The organism is Litorivivens lipolytica (genome assembly GCF_014191715.1).
Taxonomy (GTDB): Bacteria; Pseudomonadota; Gammaproteobacteria; order Pseudomonadales; family Spongiibacteraceae; genus Litorivivens; species Litorivivens lipolytica.
The window spans coordinates 508,630-526,373 of the sequence record NZ_JACHWY010000002.1 but is presented as its reverse complement, the minus strand read 5'-3'; the positions used below and the strand labels follow the sequence as shown (position 1 = coordinate 526,373).

The window sequence follows — 17,744 nt, the reverse complement described above, 5'->3', positions numbered from 1 at the left end:
GTTACTTATTCTTCGTATTGGCTGAGCAGATCGTGAATGGCGTCCAGACGGTCTATGGGATCGCGTAAAGTCAGCAATTCGTAGCGATCGCTTTCCGGCAAGGGCAGCAGCTGGGCGAGCTGGTTACTCAAACGCGTCGCGTCGCGAGTTTCCACCTCAATGCCCAAACGCTGCACATGGGGGTGTTCAGCCAATCGCTGCAGCAAGGCTGTCCATTCTGCGTGTTCTTCCGGCAGGGGAACCTCGGGCTCGTCGTCCCAAAAGCTCGCGTCACAGAGCCAAAGGCCGTCTTCCTGTTGACGTGAATTACCGATGCTAAAGCGTTGCCCACCCTCGATCACAATGCCCAGCAAGCCGTTTTGCAGGGAATCCCAATCCACAATCTGCGCAGATACTGCGGTTTGTTCAAAGCGGGTATTCACGCCGGGGCGACCCACTTCTCGCCCCTGTGTCAGCAACACAACGCCAAATTCAGTCTCGCCCTTCATGGCACGACGCACCAGCGTCAGATAGCGCTGCTCGAAAATCTGCAAGGACAGACGCCCACCGGGCATAAGCACCGTGCCCAGTGGGAACAAGGCGACTTCCCGATCAGCCATCGGCTTCTTTACCCAGCGGCTTGAAGAAGATGATCAAACGCGGCAACAGCAGCATAGAGCCCATCAGCGCTGCCAGCATAGCCGCACCGGTCAGCAAGCCAAAGTAGATACTCGGCGTAAAGTTGGACAGGGCCAAAATCGAGAAACCGAAAATGATAATCACCGAGGTGTAGTACATGGCCTTGCCAATACTGCCGTGGCAGCGGTACATGGTTGCGAGGTAATTACGATCGTTCGGGAACTCGGTTTTAAAGCGGTGCACGTAGTGAATCGCGTGATCCACCCCGATACCCACAGTGATGGCCGCAATGGTAATGGTCATCATATCCAGCGGAATGCCGAACAAACCCATACCACCCAGCACCGCACCGGCCGCCAGCAGATTCGGCGCCAGTGCAATCAGTGCCAAGCTCAAGGACTGGAACAAGACCAAGAACATCACCAGAATCGCGACAAACACCGCCGCCAAGGTCAGAATCTGCGAGGTATACAGGCTTTGCAGCATGTTGTTGTAGAGCACCAGCATGCCGGTCAGTTGCACCTGATCCTCGGCAAAGCCCATATCCTCAATCAAGTGCGTGCGGATCTCTTCTAGAAGCTCGGCCCGCTGCAGGCTGTGGCTGGTTTCCATTACTCGCACAGAAATACGCGCCTGATCCGTTTCGGTAGCCAGATAGGGATCCACCACGATCTGCTTAATATCCGCAGGCAGTGAACGCTGCACCAAGGCCAGTTGCAGGTCGTCGATGCCTTCACCCATGATCATTTTTACCAACTCATAGGGTGTGGCCAGCGACAGCACCTTACCGGTTTCATCAAGGCTATCCACATAGTCGTGAACCGACTTGATCCGTTCCAAACCGGCGATGGTAAACCAGTGCGAAGATTTGGCAGCCGGCTTGCCGTCACCAAAGTCATCTCCGAAATCGTCGCCAAAATCATCATTGAAGTCGTCACCGAAATCGTCAGCAAAGTCGTCGCTGAACTCTTCCGCGATGTCTTCCTGTTCAGGCGCGTTGATAATGATATCGAGCGGAATGGTGCCACCGAGTTTGGCGTCGATGGTTTCCATGCCTTGGTAGATTTCGGTGTTTTCGTCGAAGTAATCTATAAAGCGGTTTTCGACCTTGAGCTGGGAAATACCCCACAGACTGCCCACAAAGAGAACGCCCGCCACCAGAGAAATAAGACCCGCATGATGCTCTGCCACAGAGGCAAAACGCAGGGTAAAGCCTTTGCTGTTATCCGCATCCGCCGAGCGCAGAGGCTTGTTGATCAGCAGCAATACCGTCGGCAACACAATAAAGGTCAGCACCAGTGCTACAACAACGCCGATGGTCATCATCCAGCCAAAATCAATCACTGGACGAATACCGCTGACTACCAGCGACATAAAGGCCACCAGTGTAGTCAGGGCCGTATAAAAGCAGGGCTTGGCCATCTGCTGTACGGTGGTGGCCACCAGAGTCTGTTGATCCCAGTTGGCGTTATTAGCCGCAAGTTCTCGATAGCGCACCACCAAATGAATAGATATCGACAGCGTAATAATCAGCAGCAGAGCCACAAAGTTCGAGGAAATAACCGTCATGCGCCAGTCGAGCATGGCCAGCAGGCCGAGCATGAAGACAGCTGATAACACACAGGTCGCGAGCGGCAGCAAGGTCCACACCACACTGCGGAAAATCACCACCAGCAGCAAAATAATAAAAAGGATAATACCGGTACCGAACACCACCAGATCGCTCTGTACAAAGGCAATCATGTCGGCCGCAATCATCGGCACCCCACCGAGGTAGAGCGTGGCGTCATCGCGGTATTTATCGAGAATGCTGCGAACACTCTCCACCAGCTCAGTCATGGCGGCCTGGGTTTTCGGCAGGTAGTCCTGAAACTCGGCTTCGGCCACTTCGAGTTCACGCTCTTCCAGCGGTGTCAGGCCGGACTCGGCACGCTTTTCTTTCAGGCGCTCGCGATTTTCCAGCAGGCGGGCATAGGTTTCGTCACGCTTGATATTCACCTGCAAGCCGGTGGTAGTGCCGTCGGTGCTGGTCAGTAGAGACTTATAAAGGGGGCTGGTCGAAAGCTCCTTCAGTGCCAGCTCGCGATCCGTGTCTTCATGCTTGAGCATGGGAATCTTGCCCGATGCCACTTCCGTCAGGCTAACGCGCGGGCTGTCGAGCAGGGGCACATCGAGAATGGATACCACCGACGACACCATGGGCAGCGCTGCCAGCTCATCGCGCAAGCGGCTCAATTCGCTCAGGGTGTGATCGGACATCAGCTCGCCATCGGGCTGATACACCACCAGCAGAAACTCTTCAGTTTCAAAGCGCTTGTTGATTTCGCGGAAAAACTTGAGGGAGTTGTCGCCCTCCAGCACCAGCGAATCGGAAGACGCATCCAGTTTGAGGTTTGGCAAAAAGCTCGCCAGACCACCAATCAGCGCCAGCACTGCTAACAGTGCAAGCAAGGGGCGTCGCATGATCACGCGCTCGTATACCGCCATAAAAGCACTACGCATTCCGTTTTCCTTATTGTGTTGTTCCCGCAAGCGCGGTTATTCGCCCCAGCGCGGGACGAGAGTCTGTTCCAATCCGAGGTGATCTAGCACCCGAGCGACCATGAAATCGACCATATCACTGACCGACTGGGGTTTGTGATAGTAGCCGGGGCTGGCGGGCATCACCGTCACGCCGGCCCGGCTCAAGGTCAGCATGTTTTGCAGGTGAATACTCGATAGCGGCGTTTCGCGCGGCACCACAATCAACTGCCGACGCTCTTTGAGCGCAACATCTGCTGCGCGTTCAATCAGGTTGTTGCTGGCACCCGTGGCGATGGCAGAAAGCGTGCCGGTACTACAGGGGCAGATCACCATAGCCGAAGGTGCGCCAGAGCCGGAGGCAACCGGTGCCATCCAGTCCTCGCGACCATACACTTTGAGCTGCTCCTCGCTGGCGCCAAACTGCTCGCGCAATTTGCGCGCCATTGGCGCTGTTTTGTCTGGCAGGGCGAACTCAGTTTCCGTAGCCAGCACCATCAGCGCCGCCTTGGAAATCATAAAATGTACTTCCACCTGCTGCGCCAGCAAACACTCCAAGAGACGCAGACCATAAGGCGCTCCCGAGGCGCCGGTCATCGCCAGCGTCACGCGACGGCTTTGCTGTGGAGCTGTAGTCGAGGTCGTCTGAGTCACTTTACTCTGCCAATGCTGTCAGCAGCTTCTGGTGTATACCTGCAAAGCCACCGTTACTCATAATGACGATATGATCGCCCGCCTTGGCGTTAGTACGCAAATGAGCAATGATCTGATCTATTTCCGGGTAAACCGCCGCGGGTGCCTCGGATTGTTCCACCACATCATCCAGCGACCAACCCAGCCCCGGGGGTGAAAACCACAATACCTCATCGGCCAAGTTTGTGGACGGCGCCAGTGCGGCCCGGTGCTGACCGAGTCGCATGGTGTTGGAACGGGGTTCAATTACCGCAAAGATCCGCGCCGAGCCAACCCGGCGGCGCAGACCATCAAGCGTTGAAGCGATAGCGGTCGGGTGGTGGGCAAAGTCATCGTAGACGGCGATATCGCGCGGTGTACCGAGCAACTCCATGCGTCGTTTCACGCCCTCAAAGCGCGACAGAGCATCCACCGCATCAGCCAAAGTGACGCCCACGTGATTGGCTGCCGCCATAGCCGCAAGCCCATTGAACAGGTTGTGACGCCCAGTCAGCCCCCACTTCAGTTCAGCTCGACTGCCTTTGTGATGTATCCGCAAATGGGAGCAATCTTCCGCGAGAATCTCGGCTTGCCAGTCGGCCTCTCTATCACTCAGGCCCACCCGGGTCTGCTCGCTCCAGCAACCCATATCCAGCACCTCTTCCAGCGCGGGCTCACCGGCGGGCAGAATAATCCGGCCAATACCGGGTACGGTGCGAATCAAATGGTGAAACTGGCGCTGAATGGCGGCGAGGTCAGGGAAAATATCCGCGTGGTCAAACTCAAGGTTATTCAGTACGACCGTCTGCGGGCGGTAGTGAACAAATTTTGAGCGCTTATCGAAGAAGGCCGTGTCGTACTCATCTGCCTCCATCACAAAAAAGCGGCCACCCCCGGCGCGAGCGGAAAGGCCAAAATTACCGGGCACACCGCCAATCAGAAAGCCCGGCTCGTAACCCAAATCTTCGAGAATCCACGCCAGCATGCTGCTGGTAGTGGTTTTACCATGGGTGCCGGCGCAGGCCAGCACCCAGCGCCCCTGCAGAAACTGCTCGCCCAGCCACTGGGGGCCAGAAACGTAGGGCAGGCCTCGGTTCAGCACATGTTCTACGGCCGGATTACCGCGCGACAGGGCGTTGCCAATGATGACCAGATCCGGCGCCGGCTCCAGGTGCTCGGGCAGATAGCCCTCCATCAGCTCGATACCCTGCTCTTCCAGCTGGGTGCTCATGGGCGGGTAAACATTGGCATCCGAGCCGGTGACCCGGTGGCCGAGCTCCCGTGCCAGCAGGGCGACCCCGCCCATAAAGGTTCCGCAGATACCGAGAATATGAATATGCATTGCTGATCAGCCTGTTTTGTCAGTGCGCATGTTAGCACTGGCCGGGCGACTGTCACTAATCAGACGGAGGATTTTCGAGGGATAAAAAAGGCCTGCGAAAGCAGGCCAGTGTGGAGGAGACAGGCTTGTTGGATCAGAAGCTCAGACCCACCCAAACCCAGAGCTTTTCAGTATCGACAGAAAAGTCTTTTGCGTTGTAGTCCGCGTATTTGATCCCGGCGTTGTAGTACTTGCCGAACTTGCGGGCGTAAACCACGTTCAATTCATTACCCAGCTTGTCCAGCGCGGTGGTTTCCTCGTCCGCATCGTACTGGTGATGAACTACGGTCCAGCCGCCACCCAGCAGTTTGCCACCGACACTGACGTAAGTGTCCACCAGCCCTACGGCCGGTGTGGCGAGAAAGGTATCAGCCCAGCCGTTGAACTTGTGAAGCGTCGCCAGCGGCGTGCTAAAGCCATACAGGCTGTCATCGGAACCGAGGGTTTCCATGCCAGCTTTGATGGTGAGGCCTGCAGCCGCCGCGCCCAGCTCAAGCAAACTGTAATCGGCTTCGCGATCAACGGTGCCCTGCTCCGCATCCTGCTGGGCAAACTCCAGCGCATACATCACTTTCACCTCACCGAGTGACGTGTCACCTTTCAAGCTAACGCCGGTCGTATCCAGCACGTTATCGGTACCGTTGTCCACCTCGAGCATATAGCTGTAAACCACCAGCTTGCCGACCGGTGTATCAATCGCTGCATTTAAGAGGTGATCCTTGCTATCTACGTCAGCCTGTTCGGCAAAAATACCGTTGCGCTGATCGAGGTAGGCATAGCTAAGGTTAACGCCTTTCATAGGCGCATAATCCAGTTTTAGCGCGTCGTAGGTTAGACGATCCTGACGCCAGCCCACGTGGCCGATAAAGCGATGACCATCATAGGTCATGACCTGACGACCCAGCTTAGCGGTGAAGCCATCAGTTTTGTACTGCACATAACCTTGATCCAGCTCGGTGTGCTCGGGATCCGCAATAACGGAATACTCACCGGGGTTATAGCCGGTTGGACCGACGGTGTAGTCGCCCTGCCCTGCCACAATCCGCACGTCTTCCATTTCAATCTTCGCGGAGAAGCCATTTAGCTCGGCGGTTTCATAGCCGAGGTGGGTGCGCAGGGTCAGCGCGGAGGCATCTTTGACGGCGTTGTCCTGACTGACATCCTCATAACGCAGACGAAAGTCGCCCGAGGCCTTGCCACCGGTCACGGCGTCGATAAACGCATCGGCGGCGGTTGGCCCAGCTCCAGCAAGCGCCAGAACCGCACAGGTTAAAGCTGATTTCTTCATCGGTGTTTCCCCAATAGCAGTTTGTAGTGAATAGGTTTTTTGCGATCGACTACTCACGTAAGAGCAACTAGCGTGCCAAAAAGAAAAAAGCCACTCCTGCCAATAAAAGTGGCTATTTTGCGCAAGCGCGGAGCACAAAACCCTCTGCCGCACGATTTTGACGCGCGCGCCTACTCTACCTGAAATTTATTTTGGTGCATGGCAGAAAGTCGTAAATTCAGAAAGGTGCACCGTGGCCCCAAGTCGGGGCCACGGCCCTTAGAACAGCATGCCCAATGTAATGATCTGGGTGACGAAAAGTACGGCGGCAACCACCTGCCAGAAGCGCAGCGGGTTTCGCTGAGCCAGTGGCCGGCTGGCCTGCTGCACAAAATCGCGATTGGGGTTTTGGAGGTCGTGCAGTAGCTCGGACACGTCCTGATAGCGCAGCTCCGGGCTGATACTCAGCGCCTTGCGAATAGCCGCGTCCATCCAGGTCGGCACTAACGGATTGTAGTGATAGGCGGGCACATAACTCAGACGGGAATAGGCTGCGATACTGGTACAGTGCTCCAGCTGCCCCTCAAAGGGCAGCTTGCCGGTCAGCATTTCGTAGAGCACCACCGCTACCGAAAACTGATCCGCTGCCGCCGTCACCTGGCGCCGAAGAATCTGCTCGGGAGCAGAATACTGCGCCGTACCCAGAATCGCATCGCGCTCAATCACCGTTGAAATCTCAGCCACGCCGCCCACAAAACAAGAGCCGAAATCCACCAGCGTTACATGGCCCTGATCATCAATCATGATATTGGCCGGCCGAATATCCTGATGCCAGGTTTCCCGGCGGTGAAAAGCACGCACGCCTTTGATCAGCTGCTCCGCAATATCCATTACGGAATGAATATTCGGTTTCGGGTGGCGCTTGATCCACTGCTCAAGGGTTTCCCCCTCAACATACTCAGCAAGGTAGTAGAGACAACTGCGCTCCCGATCTTCATCCAGCACCCGAACCACATGGGGCGAGTCGATACGCCGGCCAATCCAGCCCTCCATAATAAAACGCTCGATATAAGCCGCATCATCCACAAAGTTTACCGATGGCGTTTTCATCACATAACGGGCGGGATCGTTGCTGCGAGTATCCTGCACCAGATACAGCTGACTGCGTGAGCTGGCGTGGAGCTCTTTTTCAATCAGAAAACCGTCTACTGTCATCCCGACACTGAGGGGCGGCGGGAACGGCAGCTCGGTTAACTTGAGGAAGGCATCGTCCGCCTCTTCGCTGGGCAATCGGTCTACCCGAATCAGCTGAGCGCTCAAATTATCGTGACTGCCGTTTTCCAAAGCACTGGCAATCATGGTGTTGCAGTCTTCTTCCAGATCTGCGCTCAAGTGGCCGAGCCGTTCGCGCAACTCAGCCCGGCTTAAAAAGTCGTGCACACCGTCCGAGGTCAGCAGAAACACATCGCCTTCTTCCAGATCGACGGTGCGATAGTCCACGTCGAGCCACATATCCAGCCCCATGGCGCGGGTCAGATAGGACTGCTCTTTATTGATACGCGTGGCGTGATCACGAGTGACCTGCTCCAACTCGCCTTGACGATAGCGATAAACGCGAGTATCACCCACATGGAATATATGAGCCGTTCGACTTTTGAAGATAACCAAGCTCAGGGTGCAAACGTAGCCCTTCTCCGGCTGAAGAAAACGCTGCCCCTGACCATAGAGCCAGCGGTTAAGGGCGTTGAGCACCTGTTGGGTGGATTTTTTTACGGTCCAGGATTCCGGCGTGGAAAAATAATCAGACAGAAAAGAGGTCACACAGGTATCACTGGCCTCCTTGCCCGCCTCCGCCGCAGAAACACCGTCGGCAATAATCGCCACCGCGCCCTTGGTGGTCAGCAGGTGACCTTCGGGAATACGAATACCGATGCTGTCTTCGTTGTCGCTTTTGACGCCGGCAAAGGTCGCCTGCCCGAGGCTGAATTTCAGCGTTCCATCCAGATGCATGCTCACTCCCGTCAGCAAAACGCAAAAAGCCGGTCGCGCGAAGGCAACCGGCTCTGACTATTCCCTCGAGAGAGGGTTGCCAGCTTAGGTAACTTCAATCAGCTCCACCGAACCGTCATCGTTCACCTCGGCCATGTGACCGCGGGGCTCATCAAGGAACTGTACCGCAATGAACACGAAGGCGGCAGAGGCAGCGATCAGCATGAAGAACGAAGACGCATCCACAAACGACAGCGCCGTCAGGTAAATCACCGCACCCACATTGCCGTAGGCGCCAGTCATGCCGGCAATCTGGCCAGTCATACTGCGCTTGACCAGAGGCACAATCGCAAATACCGCACCTTCACCTGCTTGCACAAAGAAGGAACACATCATGGTAGCCATTACCGCCAGCACAATCGGCCAGCCGGAGGTAATCTGGCTCAGGGTCAGATAGCCCACCGCCAAACCAGCAATCAGAATCGTCAGCGACTTGCGACGACCGAATTTATCCGAGAAGAAACCACCGGTCGGGCGCGCCACCAGATTCATAAAGGCAAAACCTGACGCGAGCAGGCCGGCTTTTACTGCATCTAACTCAAAGGTTTCCATAAAGAACAGGGGCAGCATGGAAACCACTGCGAGCTCGGAACCGAAAGTGACAAAGTAGGACACATTCAGAATAGCGACCTGCTTGAACTTGTAGCGCTGAAACTCCGGAACCGTCTCATCCGTAAATAGGTGGCTGTTCACCCGCAGGATCTGACTGATCTGCACCACACCCACGACTGCCAGTACGGCATAGGTTGCATATGTTGCGGTTTGGGTCAGCAGACCGAGGTTGGCCGGCGACAGTTTCCAGGCCAGAGTAGCGAGCGCCGCGTACATGGGCAGGCACATACCGATATAAAAGTAGAGGTCGCGCTTGCTGGTCACTTCCAGCCCGCCATTTTTCTTCGGCTTGAAGTAGGTAGAGCCCTTGGGGGTGTTGCGTGCACGGGTGTAGAAAAACAGGCCGTATGCAATCGCCATCACACCGGTGGTCGCGATGGCATAGCGCCAGCCGTCTTCACCGCCGTAGATCAGGGCCAGTGTCGGCAGGATCATGGCAGAGGCCGCACTACCAAAGTTGCCCCAACCGCCGTAAACGCCTTCCGCCAAACCGACCTGTCGCGCCGGGAACCATTCGCTAACCAGGCGGATACCGATCACAAAGCCTGCACCGATAAAGCCCATAAGGAATCGCATCAGCGCAATGGTTTCGTAGGAATCAGCGAAGGCGAAACCCAAACAGAGCCCGCCGCCAATCAGCAAAAGAATGGTGTAGATAATGCGCGGACCAAAGCGATCTACCAGCATACCGATCACGATACGCGATGGAATGGTCAGCGCCACATTCAGAATCATTAGCGCTTTTACCTGCTGGCTGGTCAGGTCAAAAGCTTCCTTAATAGAGGCGAGCATGGGGGCGTGGTTAAACCACACCATGAACGTTAGAAAGAAAGCAAACCAGGACAGGTGCAACAGACGAATATTCGGCTGCTTCACATCCAGGAGGTTGAGGTTACCGCCAGACATAACAGACTCCATGAATAATTAAAGATTCTGTCGGGCCTTGAGCAAGGCTTATGCCAACCACCTGAAAAAAATACCAAGCCCATGACGGATAACGATTTTTTTCGCTATAACTCGTTCGCGATAAACATTAGGTGCAAACGAAATGCCCCACCCGCGCACAACGAGGTGGCGGCGCACTGCACCAGCGCATCCTTTTGGTGCCATCACGCCCGGTTAGCAGGTCTCAATTTTGGTGCACTTTCGCACGCAGCGAATTAAACCCTTTAAATTCATAGCATTAGATCACCCGCATCCACTTGGCACATGCCTTGCTAGATAGCCTGCACATTCGGTGCGCATGACATCCGCACCTTCGGGGAGAACTGATAAAGGTAAGCAGCATGAGCGGAACAACACGTCTCGTAGTGGTAGGCAACGGACCCGTAAGCCACCAGTTTCTGGAAACACTTGTCGAGAGTGGCAAGGCCGACCAATTTTCCATCACCGTTTTCGGTGAAGAGCCGCGCCCGGCGTATGACCGCGTGCACCTGACCGCGTGGTTTGAAACCCGCAAAGCGGAATCGCTGAACATGGTGACTGAAGGCTTTTACGAAAGTCACAGCATGATCGTGCACAACGACAAAAAAGTTTCGAGCATTGATCGCGCCAACAAAGTGGTTAGCACTGACTGCGGCACCACCGCTGAGTACGATGTACTCGTGCTCGGCACCGGGTCTTATCCCTTCGTTCCCCCGGTGCCGGGTCACGATCGCGAGAACTGCTTTGTTTACCGAACTATTGAAGATCTGGAAGCGATCACCGAAGCCAGTAAAAACGGAAAAATTGGCGCAGTTGTCGGCGGCGGCCTGCTCGGCCTTGAAGCAGCCAAGGCCTTGCACGATCTCGGTATAAAAACTCACGTCGTGGAATTTGCACCGCGCCTGATGGCCGTTCAGGTAGACGACGGTGGCGGTAAACTGCTGCGCAAGAAAATTGAAGATCTGGGCGTGTCCGTGCACACCGGAAAAAACACCCAGCAGATTATCGACGGCGACAACACTACTCACAAAATGTGCTTTGCCGATGGCGAAGAACTGGAAACAGATCTGATCGTCTTCTCCGCCGGTATTCGCCCACAGGATGCGCTGGCACGCCAAAGCGAACTGGACATTGGCGAGCGCGGTGGCATTGTGATCAACAATAACTGCCAGACCTCTGATCCTTCTATTTATGCCATTGGCGAATGCGCCCTGTGGAATGGCCGTATCTTCGGCCTCATTGCCCCCGGTAACGAAATGGCGCGCGTAGCCGCGGACCACATTCTGGGCGGCGCAGAAGACAAGCAATTTCTCGGCGCAGATATGAGCACCAAGCTCAAGCTAATGGGTGTCGACGTTGCCTCCATTGGCGATGCCCACGCCAACACTCCGGGCGCGAAGTGCTACACCTTTATCGACGAGCAGCTTGAGGTCTACAAGAAGCTGGTCGTAAACGAAGACGCCAGCAAACTGCTCGGCGCCGTGTTGATTGGCGACGCCGACGATTATGGCACCCTGTTGCAGTACGCGCTGAATGGCATTGAGTTGCCCGAGCACCCCGAGGCCATGATTCTGCCCTCGCTGGACGGTACAGCCGCTGCCGGTCTGGGTGTCGATGCCCTGCCTGAAGGTGCTCAGATCTGCTCCTGTAACAACGTAACCAAAGGCGATCTGTGCAGCGCGATTGCCGAAGGAACCCACACCCTGGGCGACCTGAAAGCCTGCACCAAAGCAGCCACAAGCTGCGGCGGTTGCAGCGCACTGGTCGGCCAGGTCTTGAACGCGGAACTTGCCAAGCTCGGCCTCGAAGTGAACACCGATCTGTGTGAGCACTTCCCCTATACCCGTCAGGAAATCTATCACCTGGTGCGCGTGGGCAAGATCAAATCCTTTAAAGAGCTGCTGGAAAAACACGGCAAAGGCCACGGCTGTGATATCTGCAAGCCCACCGCCGCCTCGATTCTGGCCAGCTGCTGGAATGACTACATTCTGGAAGCCGAACACGCCGGCCTGCAGGACACTAACGACCGCATGCTGGCAAACATGCAGAAGAATGGCACCTACTCCATCGTACCGCGCGTGGCCGGTGGTGAGATCACTCCGGAAAAGCTGATCGTGCTGGGTGAAGTCGGCAAGAAGTACAATCTTTACACCAAAATCACCGGTGGCCAGCGTATCGATTTGTTCGGCGCTACCGTCGATCAACTGCCCGTTATCTGGAAAGAACTGGTCGACGCCGGTTTTGAATCTGGCCACGCTTACGGCAAGTCCCTGCGCACGGTGAAATCCTGTGTCGGCTCCACCTGGTGCCGCTACGGTGTGCAGGACAGTGTTGGCGCAGCGATTGATATCGAAAACCGCTACAAGGGCCTGCGCTCACCGCACAAACTGAAAATGGCCGTGTCCGGTTGTACCCGAGAATGCGCCGAGGCCCAGAGCAAAGACGTAGGCGTGATCGCCACCGAGAAAGGCTGGAACCTCTACGTGTGTGGCAACGGCGGTATGAAGCCGCGCCACGCCGATCTGTTTGCCTCGGACATCGACACCGAAACCCTGATCAAATATATCGACCGCTTCCTGATGTTCTACGTGCGCACCGCTGACCGCTTGCAGCGTACCAGCGTGTGGATGGACAACCTCGAAGGCGGCCTGGAATACCTGCAGAACGTCATCATCAATGACTCACTGGGCATCGCTGAAGAACTGGAAGCCGAAATGGCGCACGTGATCGGCACCTACCAGTGCGAATGGAAAACCACCATCGAAAACGAAGACAAGGTCAAAATGTTCCGCAGCTTTGTTAACAGCGACAGCGGCGACAGCAACGTGGTCTTTGTACAGGAGCGCGGCCAGATTCGTCCCGCTACTGACGAAGAGCGCGAGCTGGGGAAAGACCTGATCGCGGTAGCCTGATAGCGAGGCCGATGATGACAGACATATTTAAAAAGGAAGACAACATGAACTGGACAGCCGTGTGCTCCACCAACGACATTCCTCCGAACGCCGGCGTCTGTGCACTGGTCGACGGTAAACAGATTGCCATATTCAAGATCGATAATGCGGTTTTCGCGCTGGATAACTTCGATCCCTTTAGTGGCGCCAACGTGCTTTCTCGCGGTATCGTCGGCAGCCTTGAAGGCGAACTGGTGGTCGCGTCACCGATCTACAAGCAGCATTTTGCGCTGGCTACCGGCCGCTGTATTGAAGACGAAAATGAATCCATTGCGGCTTACAATGTCAAACTCGATGGCGATACGGTGTTGATCGCCGCCGAAGCCCAAGCTGCCGCCTAGCAACAACACGATACGTCTCCCCCCCGGCCAGTCACAGTGCACGATTGCTGTGGCTGGCCACCTTACTCGCGCTAGCGATTTTCCCGCCAGTCAAAATCCATTTGTTTAGCCGTACGCTCTGCCAGCGAGCGGGCATACAGGCGATCCACCAGATGCAGGCTCATATCTATGCCGGCGGAAATTCCCCCTGATGTCACCAGATTGCCTTGATCGACCCAGCGCACATTGCCAACCACCTCAAGCTGGGGAAACTGCTGTTTAAGATCGGGAATATCTTCCCAGTGAGTGGTCACCCGCTTACCTTCACACAAGCCGGCTTTCGCCAATAAGAAAGCGCCCGTGCACACCGACGCCACCACTGGTATCTGGCTTGCCTGACGGCGTATCCAGTCAATGACCCGAGGTTTTTCCATTTCTTGATGGTGCACGCCGCCTACCACAACCAGAGCATCTAAAGGCGGATGCCGATCGATGGCAAAATCAGTTTCCACGCGATAACCGGCACGCGCTACCACCGCACCACCCGTCTCGCTAATCAGGCTTACGGCGAAAGGTTCGTCGCCAGCGCAAACGCGAGACGCTGTGGTAAAAACCTCAAAGGGGCCAGAGAAATCCAGCACCTCGGCCATGGGATAGAGATAGATGCCTATATGTTTAGTCATGGTCTCTCCAAAGATCGTTTTAATTGCTCCAATACCCGCGCAGTCGCCAGACCGTCTGCAAAGGAAGGCGACAGCGGCGCCTCATCAAGCAAAGCCTGTTTAACGTTTTTCAGCCAGGCTGTTTGCGCGCCCATAAACTGGTTATGTTCACCCTCTATCGTGAACTTTTCCTCGCGTTGATCCGGGCGTTTGAGCACCAAGGCTTCATCGTTGTAAAGCTCAATAATTCCATCGCTGCCGATCAAGGTCATACGCGGCTCCACATAGAGGGGCGCCGCCGCGCTGATATCGACATTCGCGGTAAATCCGTTTTCCAGCAGCAATTGAAAGCAAGCGGCGTCTTCTGCGGTGCAGTCCTGCAATTTACCCTCGCGGTCGGGTCGCTGCGTCTGACTGATCGAACTGACGCCACCGCACTCAATTACCCGACTGCCGGTCAACCACAAAATATTATCGATCAGGTGAGACCCATAGGCGCCCAGCCAGCCACCGCCTAATGCAGCGTCGAACAGCCAGCCGTGATTCCGCTCGCGCAGTAGATGATTCCAGGCCTGCCAACTGCCGTGTTGCAAGGTGCCGATGGCACCGCTGTCGACCAGCTCTTTGACTTTCAGATTTGAAGCCCGGCAGCGAAACTCAAAGTTAAGAAAGTTCGGCGCTCCACACTCCATCGCCGCGTCATACATGGCCCGCGCATCTCCGGTACTGATACCGAAGGGTTTGTCACAGAGAACCGCACTACCGGACTCCAATGCGCTCAGCACATGCGCTTTATGCATAAACGGTGGCGAGTGAATGGAAACCAAGTCGGGCTTGCCCGCAAGCGCCTTGCGGACAGCTACGTCATCACGCGGCGAAACGATCTCGACCTCGCAACCCAGACTTTGCCAGGCCGGAGCGACAACGTTTTCGCCAAAGCCGGTGCCGATAATTACGACTTTCATTTTGCGTTCCCTACTCCACGAATCGCGAGGTGTTCGCGAGACTTCAAGGCGTTTCCAACAGCGCCATCACATCCTCCGTTGAGGTCGGTCGCACAATACGCCCCACCTCAACACCATCACGCAGCAAGATTAGCGTCGGCCACAGCTTTACACCAAAGCTCCGGCCGAGACGCCGCCCCTTGCCATCTTCCACTTTCACATGACGCAAGGAGGCCGCAGTCAAGGCTTGCTCCACACAGGGCGCTGCGCGCTGACAATGACCACACCATGAGGTGCCAAACTCCAGCAGCGTATCGCCGGACAAGGCCTCCAGCGCGCTCCGCTCCGGAGCCTCCTGATGGTAGTCAGGGTCAAACCCAATTGGTGACTGCATCGTCATGCCTTCCGTTACAGCGCAATCATCGCCGCGTTCCAGGTAAGCGCAATCAACGGCAGGGTCGACAGCACAAAGACCATAAAACGCACTTCGATTTTATTGACCAGCACCTGAATCAGACTGTGCAAAACGCGCAAACCCACGTAAGCCCAGGCCAGTGTTGCGTTAACGCCATCGCCGGCTCCGAGAACGGCCAGCGTAATCGCAATCGCGTAAAAGATGGTCGGCTGCTCCATCAGGTGATTGTAGTTGTCCGCCTTCCAGCGTACGGCGGGAGGCAACTGCGCCATTTGCTCCCCATTAGGTGCGTTCGGGTCCAGCTGCATATTAGCCTTCGCAATGGCCGGAATACGGGTAGCGTACATCCACAGCCACATCACCAGTGACCAGGCTACCAGTACCACGACAGGACCCAGAATTGACGTTTGTTCTCCCATGAGACTCCCCTCTTGTTATTGGTCATTGTTTGGTCTGCGACAAAATGTCGAGCCTCATCCTCGCTGTTCCGCTATGGCATGGCAAGCAGCAGAGCGGAATCTTGCCACAGTCTGGCAATGCGTCAGTGCAACGCGGATAATGGCGGCCACATTTATTCCTGCCGTGACCGCCATGAGCCTACCGACCCTGCGCCTCAACAAAAACGAAGAACGCCGCCTGCGCGGAGGTCACCTGTGGATTTACAGCAATGAGGTAGACAGCAAAGCGACGCCCCTCAAAGGCTTTGACGCCGGCCAGCAGGTGCTGGTGGAATCATCGCAAGGAAAGGCCCTAGGCGTAGCCTATGTGAATCCCAACTCGCTGATCTGTGCCCGCTTGCTGGACTCGGACAGCAAAGCCTTCGGCCAAAAACAGATCGATCAACGCCTTCGTCAGGCGCTGGAATTGCGCGAGCAGCTCTACCCAGAGCCTTGCTACCGACTGGTGTACGGTGAAAGCGACTGGCTGCCGGGACTGGTGGTGGATCGTTTTGGCGATCACCTCTCGGTACAGTTCAACACCGCCGGTATGGAAGCCCTGCGCGAACCGGTGCTCCAAGCCCTGCAAAAGGTACTGCAGCCGCAGTCGATCCTGCTGCGTAATGATGCCAGCGTACGCAAACTGGAAGGCTTGCCGGAAGTGGTGGAATGCGTCCACGGTGAATCGCCTGAGGATGTTGAACTGGTCGAAAACGGCGTGCGCTTTCTTGCTCCGCTGGCCTCTGGCCAGAAAACCGGCTGGTTTTACGACCAGCGGCCCAATAGAGCCTGGCTGCGCGAACTGGCACCGGGCAAGCGGGTGCTGGATGTGTTCAGTTATGTGGGCAGTTTCGGGGTACAGGCGGCAGCCTTTGGTGCCAGCGAAGTCTGGTGCAACGATGCATCCGAACTCGCACTGGAAAAAGCCCATGAAAACGCGGTGCTCAATGCTGTTGGCGACAAGCTGGTAACCCTGCAAGGCGACGCCTTTGAAGCGCTGCGCCAGTTAAAAGATGACGGCGAGCGTTTTGATATTGTAATCGTCGACCCGCCAGCGTTTATCAAACGCAAAAAAGACCTGAAAGAAGGCGCCCTCGCCTATCGCCGCATCAATGAACTGGCCATGCGCCTGCTCAATTACGGTGGTTACCTGATCTCCGGCTCCTGTTCCATGCACATGCCCCGCGAGGAACTACTCGATATTGTTCGTGCCGCCTCGCGTCACATTGATCGCAATGCCCAGGTGTTGATGGAAGGCATGCAAGGAGCAGATCATCCGGTGCACCCGGCGATTCCGGAAACGCGCTATTTGAAAGCGGTGCTGAGCCGTATCAGTCGCTGAGTCAGTGTTAAAAGCTGTCTGCCAATTGGAGGCATGACAATTTTGTCATAGGTTGCAAACCGCCTCTCAACGATAATTCGCCCTTCGAAAACGATTCTCAGAGAGTGTTATGGCAGAGCAGAAACTCAAACTCTTCTCGCAGGAGAGGGAACCCGCCGCCATCAAGATCATGCAGCGCATGAGTCGCATTCAGGCGTGGGTGTTCAAGAAAAGCGGTGGGCGCCTCATGCGCACCTTTTTCTTTATGTCACCCGTTGGCATTCTCACCTGCAAGGGCCGAAAATCCGGGGAATGGCGGGAAATTTGTCTGGTGTATGGCGAAGTGGACGACAAGATTGTGCTGATCGCCTCCAAAGCCGGCTGCGCCGGTCACCCGGCCTGGTACTACAACCTGCAGGCCAATCCTGAGTGCAGCATGCAAATTGGCCGCAAACCGGTCGCCATGGTAGCTCGTGAAGCGCAAGGCACAGAAAAAGAGGCGCTGTGGAACAAGATGTTAGAGATCTATAAAGGCTTTGATGACTACCAGGAGCGTGCCTCTGCCGTATCAGGGCGCACGATCCCATTGATGGTGTTAGAACCCGCCGCCTGACCGGCTCACCCTATCATTCCTGCGTTCAGTGCTTTAGG

Annotated in this window: 15 protein-coding genes; 4 read left to right on the top strand and 11 right to left on the bottom strand. The window is 55.8% G+C overall.

The window, feature by feature from the left end; translation table 11 throughout:
- Window positions 1–5 precede the first annotated feature (5 nt).
- From FHR99_RS10785 to FHR99_RS10755, 7 genes are all read right to left on the bottom strand, one after another.
- On the bottom strand, window positions 6–599 hold the full coding sequence (locus tag FHR99_RS10785; RefSeq protein WP_183410661.1) for an LON peptidase substrate-binding domain-containing protein: 594 nt from the start codon (window positions 597–599) through the stop codon (window positions 6–8).
- A complete protein-coding gene (locus tag FHR99_RS10780; RefSeq protein ID WP_183410660.1) occupies window positions 592–3,120 on the bottom strand; it encodes an efflux RND transporter permease subunit in 2,529 nt (842 codons plus the stop codon). The genes FHR99_RS10785 and FHR99_RS10780 overlap by 8 nt, the downstream gene beginning before the upstream one ends.
- 36 nt (window positions 3,121–3,156) lie before the next feature.
- Entirely contained in the window at window positions 3,157–3,792 is a 636-nt protein-coding gene (locus tag FHR99_RS10775) for a flavin prenyltransferase UbiX (protein WP_343067523.1), read from the bottom strand.
- A 1-nt stretch (window position 3,793) separates the two neighbouring features.
- Entirely contained in the window at window positions 3,794–5,152 is a 1,359-nt protein-coding gene (gene mpl, locus FHR99_RS10770; RefSeq protein WP_183410659.1) for a UDP-N-acetylmuramate:L-alanyl-gamma-D-glutamyl-meso-diaminopimelate ligase, read from the bottom strand.
- A gap of 133 nt (window positions 5,153–5,285) precedes the next feature.
- Entirely contained in the window at window positions 5,286–6,479 is a 1,194-nt protein-coding gene (locus FHR99_RS10765; protein WP_183410658.1) for an alginate export family protein, read from the bottom strand.
- Between the two features lie 258 nt (window positions 6,480–6,737).
- Window positions 6,738–8,468 carry a bifunctional protein-serine/threonine kinase/phosphatase gene (locus FHR99_RS10760; protein WP_183410657.1) on the bottom strand — a complete coding sequence of 577 codons (1,731 nt, stop codon included), beginning with the start codon at window positions 8,466–8,468 and terminating at the stop codon, window positions 6,738–6,740.
- 84 nt (window positions 8,469–8,552) lie between these two features.
- The gene (locus FHR99_RS10755; RefSeq protein ID WP_183410656.1) at window positions 8,553–10,025 is read right to left on the bottom strand and encodes a NarK family nitrate/nitrite MFS transporter; all 1,473 of its coding nucleotides are present in this window, start codon (window positions 10,023–10,025) and stop codon (window positions 8,553–8,555) included.
- A gap of 380 nt (window positions 10,026–10,405) precedes the next feature.
- On the opposite strand from FHR99_RS10755, the gene nirB reads away from it, so the two are divergent.
- Both nirB and nirD read left to right on the top strand, forming a co-directional pair.
- Window positions 10,406–12,955, top strand: coding sequence for a nitrite reductase large subunit NirB (nirB, locus tag FHR99_RS10750; RefSeq protein WP_183410655.1), 2,550 nt, complete (start codon window positions 10,406–10,408; stop codon window positions 12,953–12,955).
- A gap of 44 nt (window positions 12,956–12,999) precedes the next feature.
- Window positions 13,000–13,335 (top strand): nitrite reductase small subunit NirD, encoded by a 336-nt coding sequence (gene nirD, locus FHR99_RS10745; RefSeq protein WP_246386747.1) that lies wholly within the window; start codon window positions 13,000–13,002, stop codon window positions 13,333–13,335.
- 71 nt (window positions 13,336–13,406) lie between these two features.
- On the opposite strand, the gene FHR99_RS10740 is transcribed toward nirD, so the two are convergent.
- Genes FHR99_RS10740 through FHR99_RS10725 form a run of 4 tightly spaced genes read right to left on the bottom strand, consistent with a single transcriptional unit; the run spans window position 13,407 to window position 15,754 of the window.
- Complete coding sequence (locus FHR99_RS10740) at window positions 13,407–13,997, bottom strand: DJ-1/PfpI family protein (protein WP_183410653.1); 591 nt, start codon at window positions 13,995–13,997, stop codon at window positions 13,407–13,409.
- Window positions 13,994–14,941 (bottom strand): Gfo/Idh/MocA family protein, encoded by a 948-nt coding sequence (locus FHR99_RS10735; RefSeq protein WP_183410652.1) that lies wholly within the window; start codon window positions 14,939–14,941, stop codon window positions 13,994–13,996. The genes FHR99_RS10740 and FHR99_RS10735 overlap by 4 nt, the downstream gene beginning before the upstream one ends.
- 43 nt (window positions 14,942–14,984) lie before the next feature.
- The gene (locus FHR99_RS10730; protein WP_425488619.1) at window positions 14,985–15,320 is read right to left on the bottom strand and encodes a thioredoxin family protein; all 336 of its coding nucleotides are present in this window, start codon (window positions 15,318–15,320) and stop codon (window positions 14,985–14,987) included.
- Between the two features lie 8 nt (window positions 15,321–15,328).
- Window positions 15,329–15,754: an MAPEG family protein gene (locus FHR99_RS10725; RefSeq protein WP_183410650.1), complete on the bottom strand. Its 426-nt coding sequence runs from the start codon at window positions 15,752–15,754 to the stop codon at window positions 15,329–15,331.
- Window positions 15,755–15,926: 172 nt separating this feature from the next.
- Here FHR99_RS10725 and FHR99_RS10720 point away from each other — a divergent pair, with 172 nt between their 5' ends.
- Both FHR99_RS10720 and FHR99_RS10715 read left to right on the top strand, forming a co-directional pair.
- Window positions 15,927–17,114: a class I SAM-dependent rRNA methyltransferase gene (locus tag FHR99_RS10720; RefSeq protein WP_183410958.1), complete on the top strand. Its 1,188-nt coding sequence runs from the start codon at window positions 15,927–15,929 to the stop codon at window positions 17,112–17,114.
- A gap of 109 nt (window positions 17,115–17,223) precedes the next feature.
- Window positions 17,224–17,706 carry a nitroreductase/quinone reductase family protein gene (locus FHR99_RS10715; protein ID WP_183410649.1) on the top strand — a complete coding sequence of 161 codons (483 nt, stop codon included), beginning with the start codon at window positions 17,224–17,226 and terminating at the stop codon, window positions 17,704–17,706.
- Window positions 17,707–17,744: the final 38 nt, after the last annotated feature.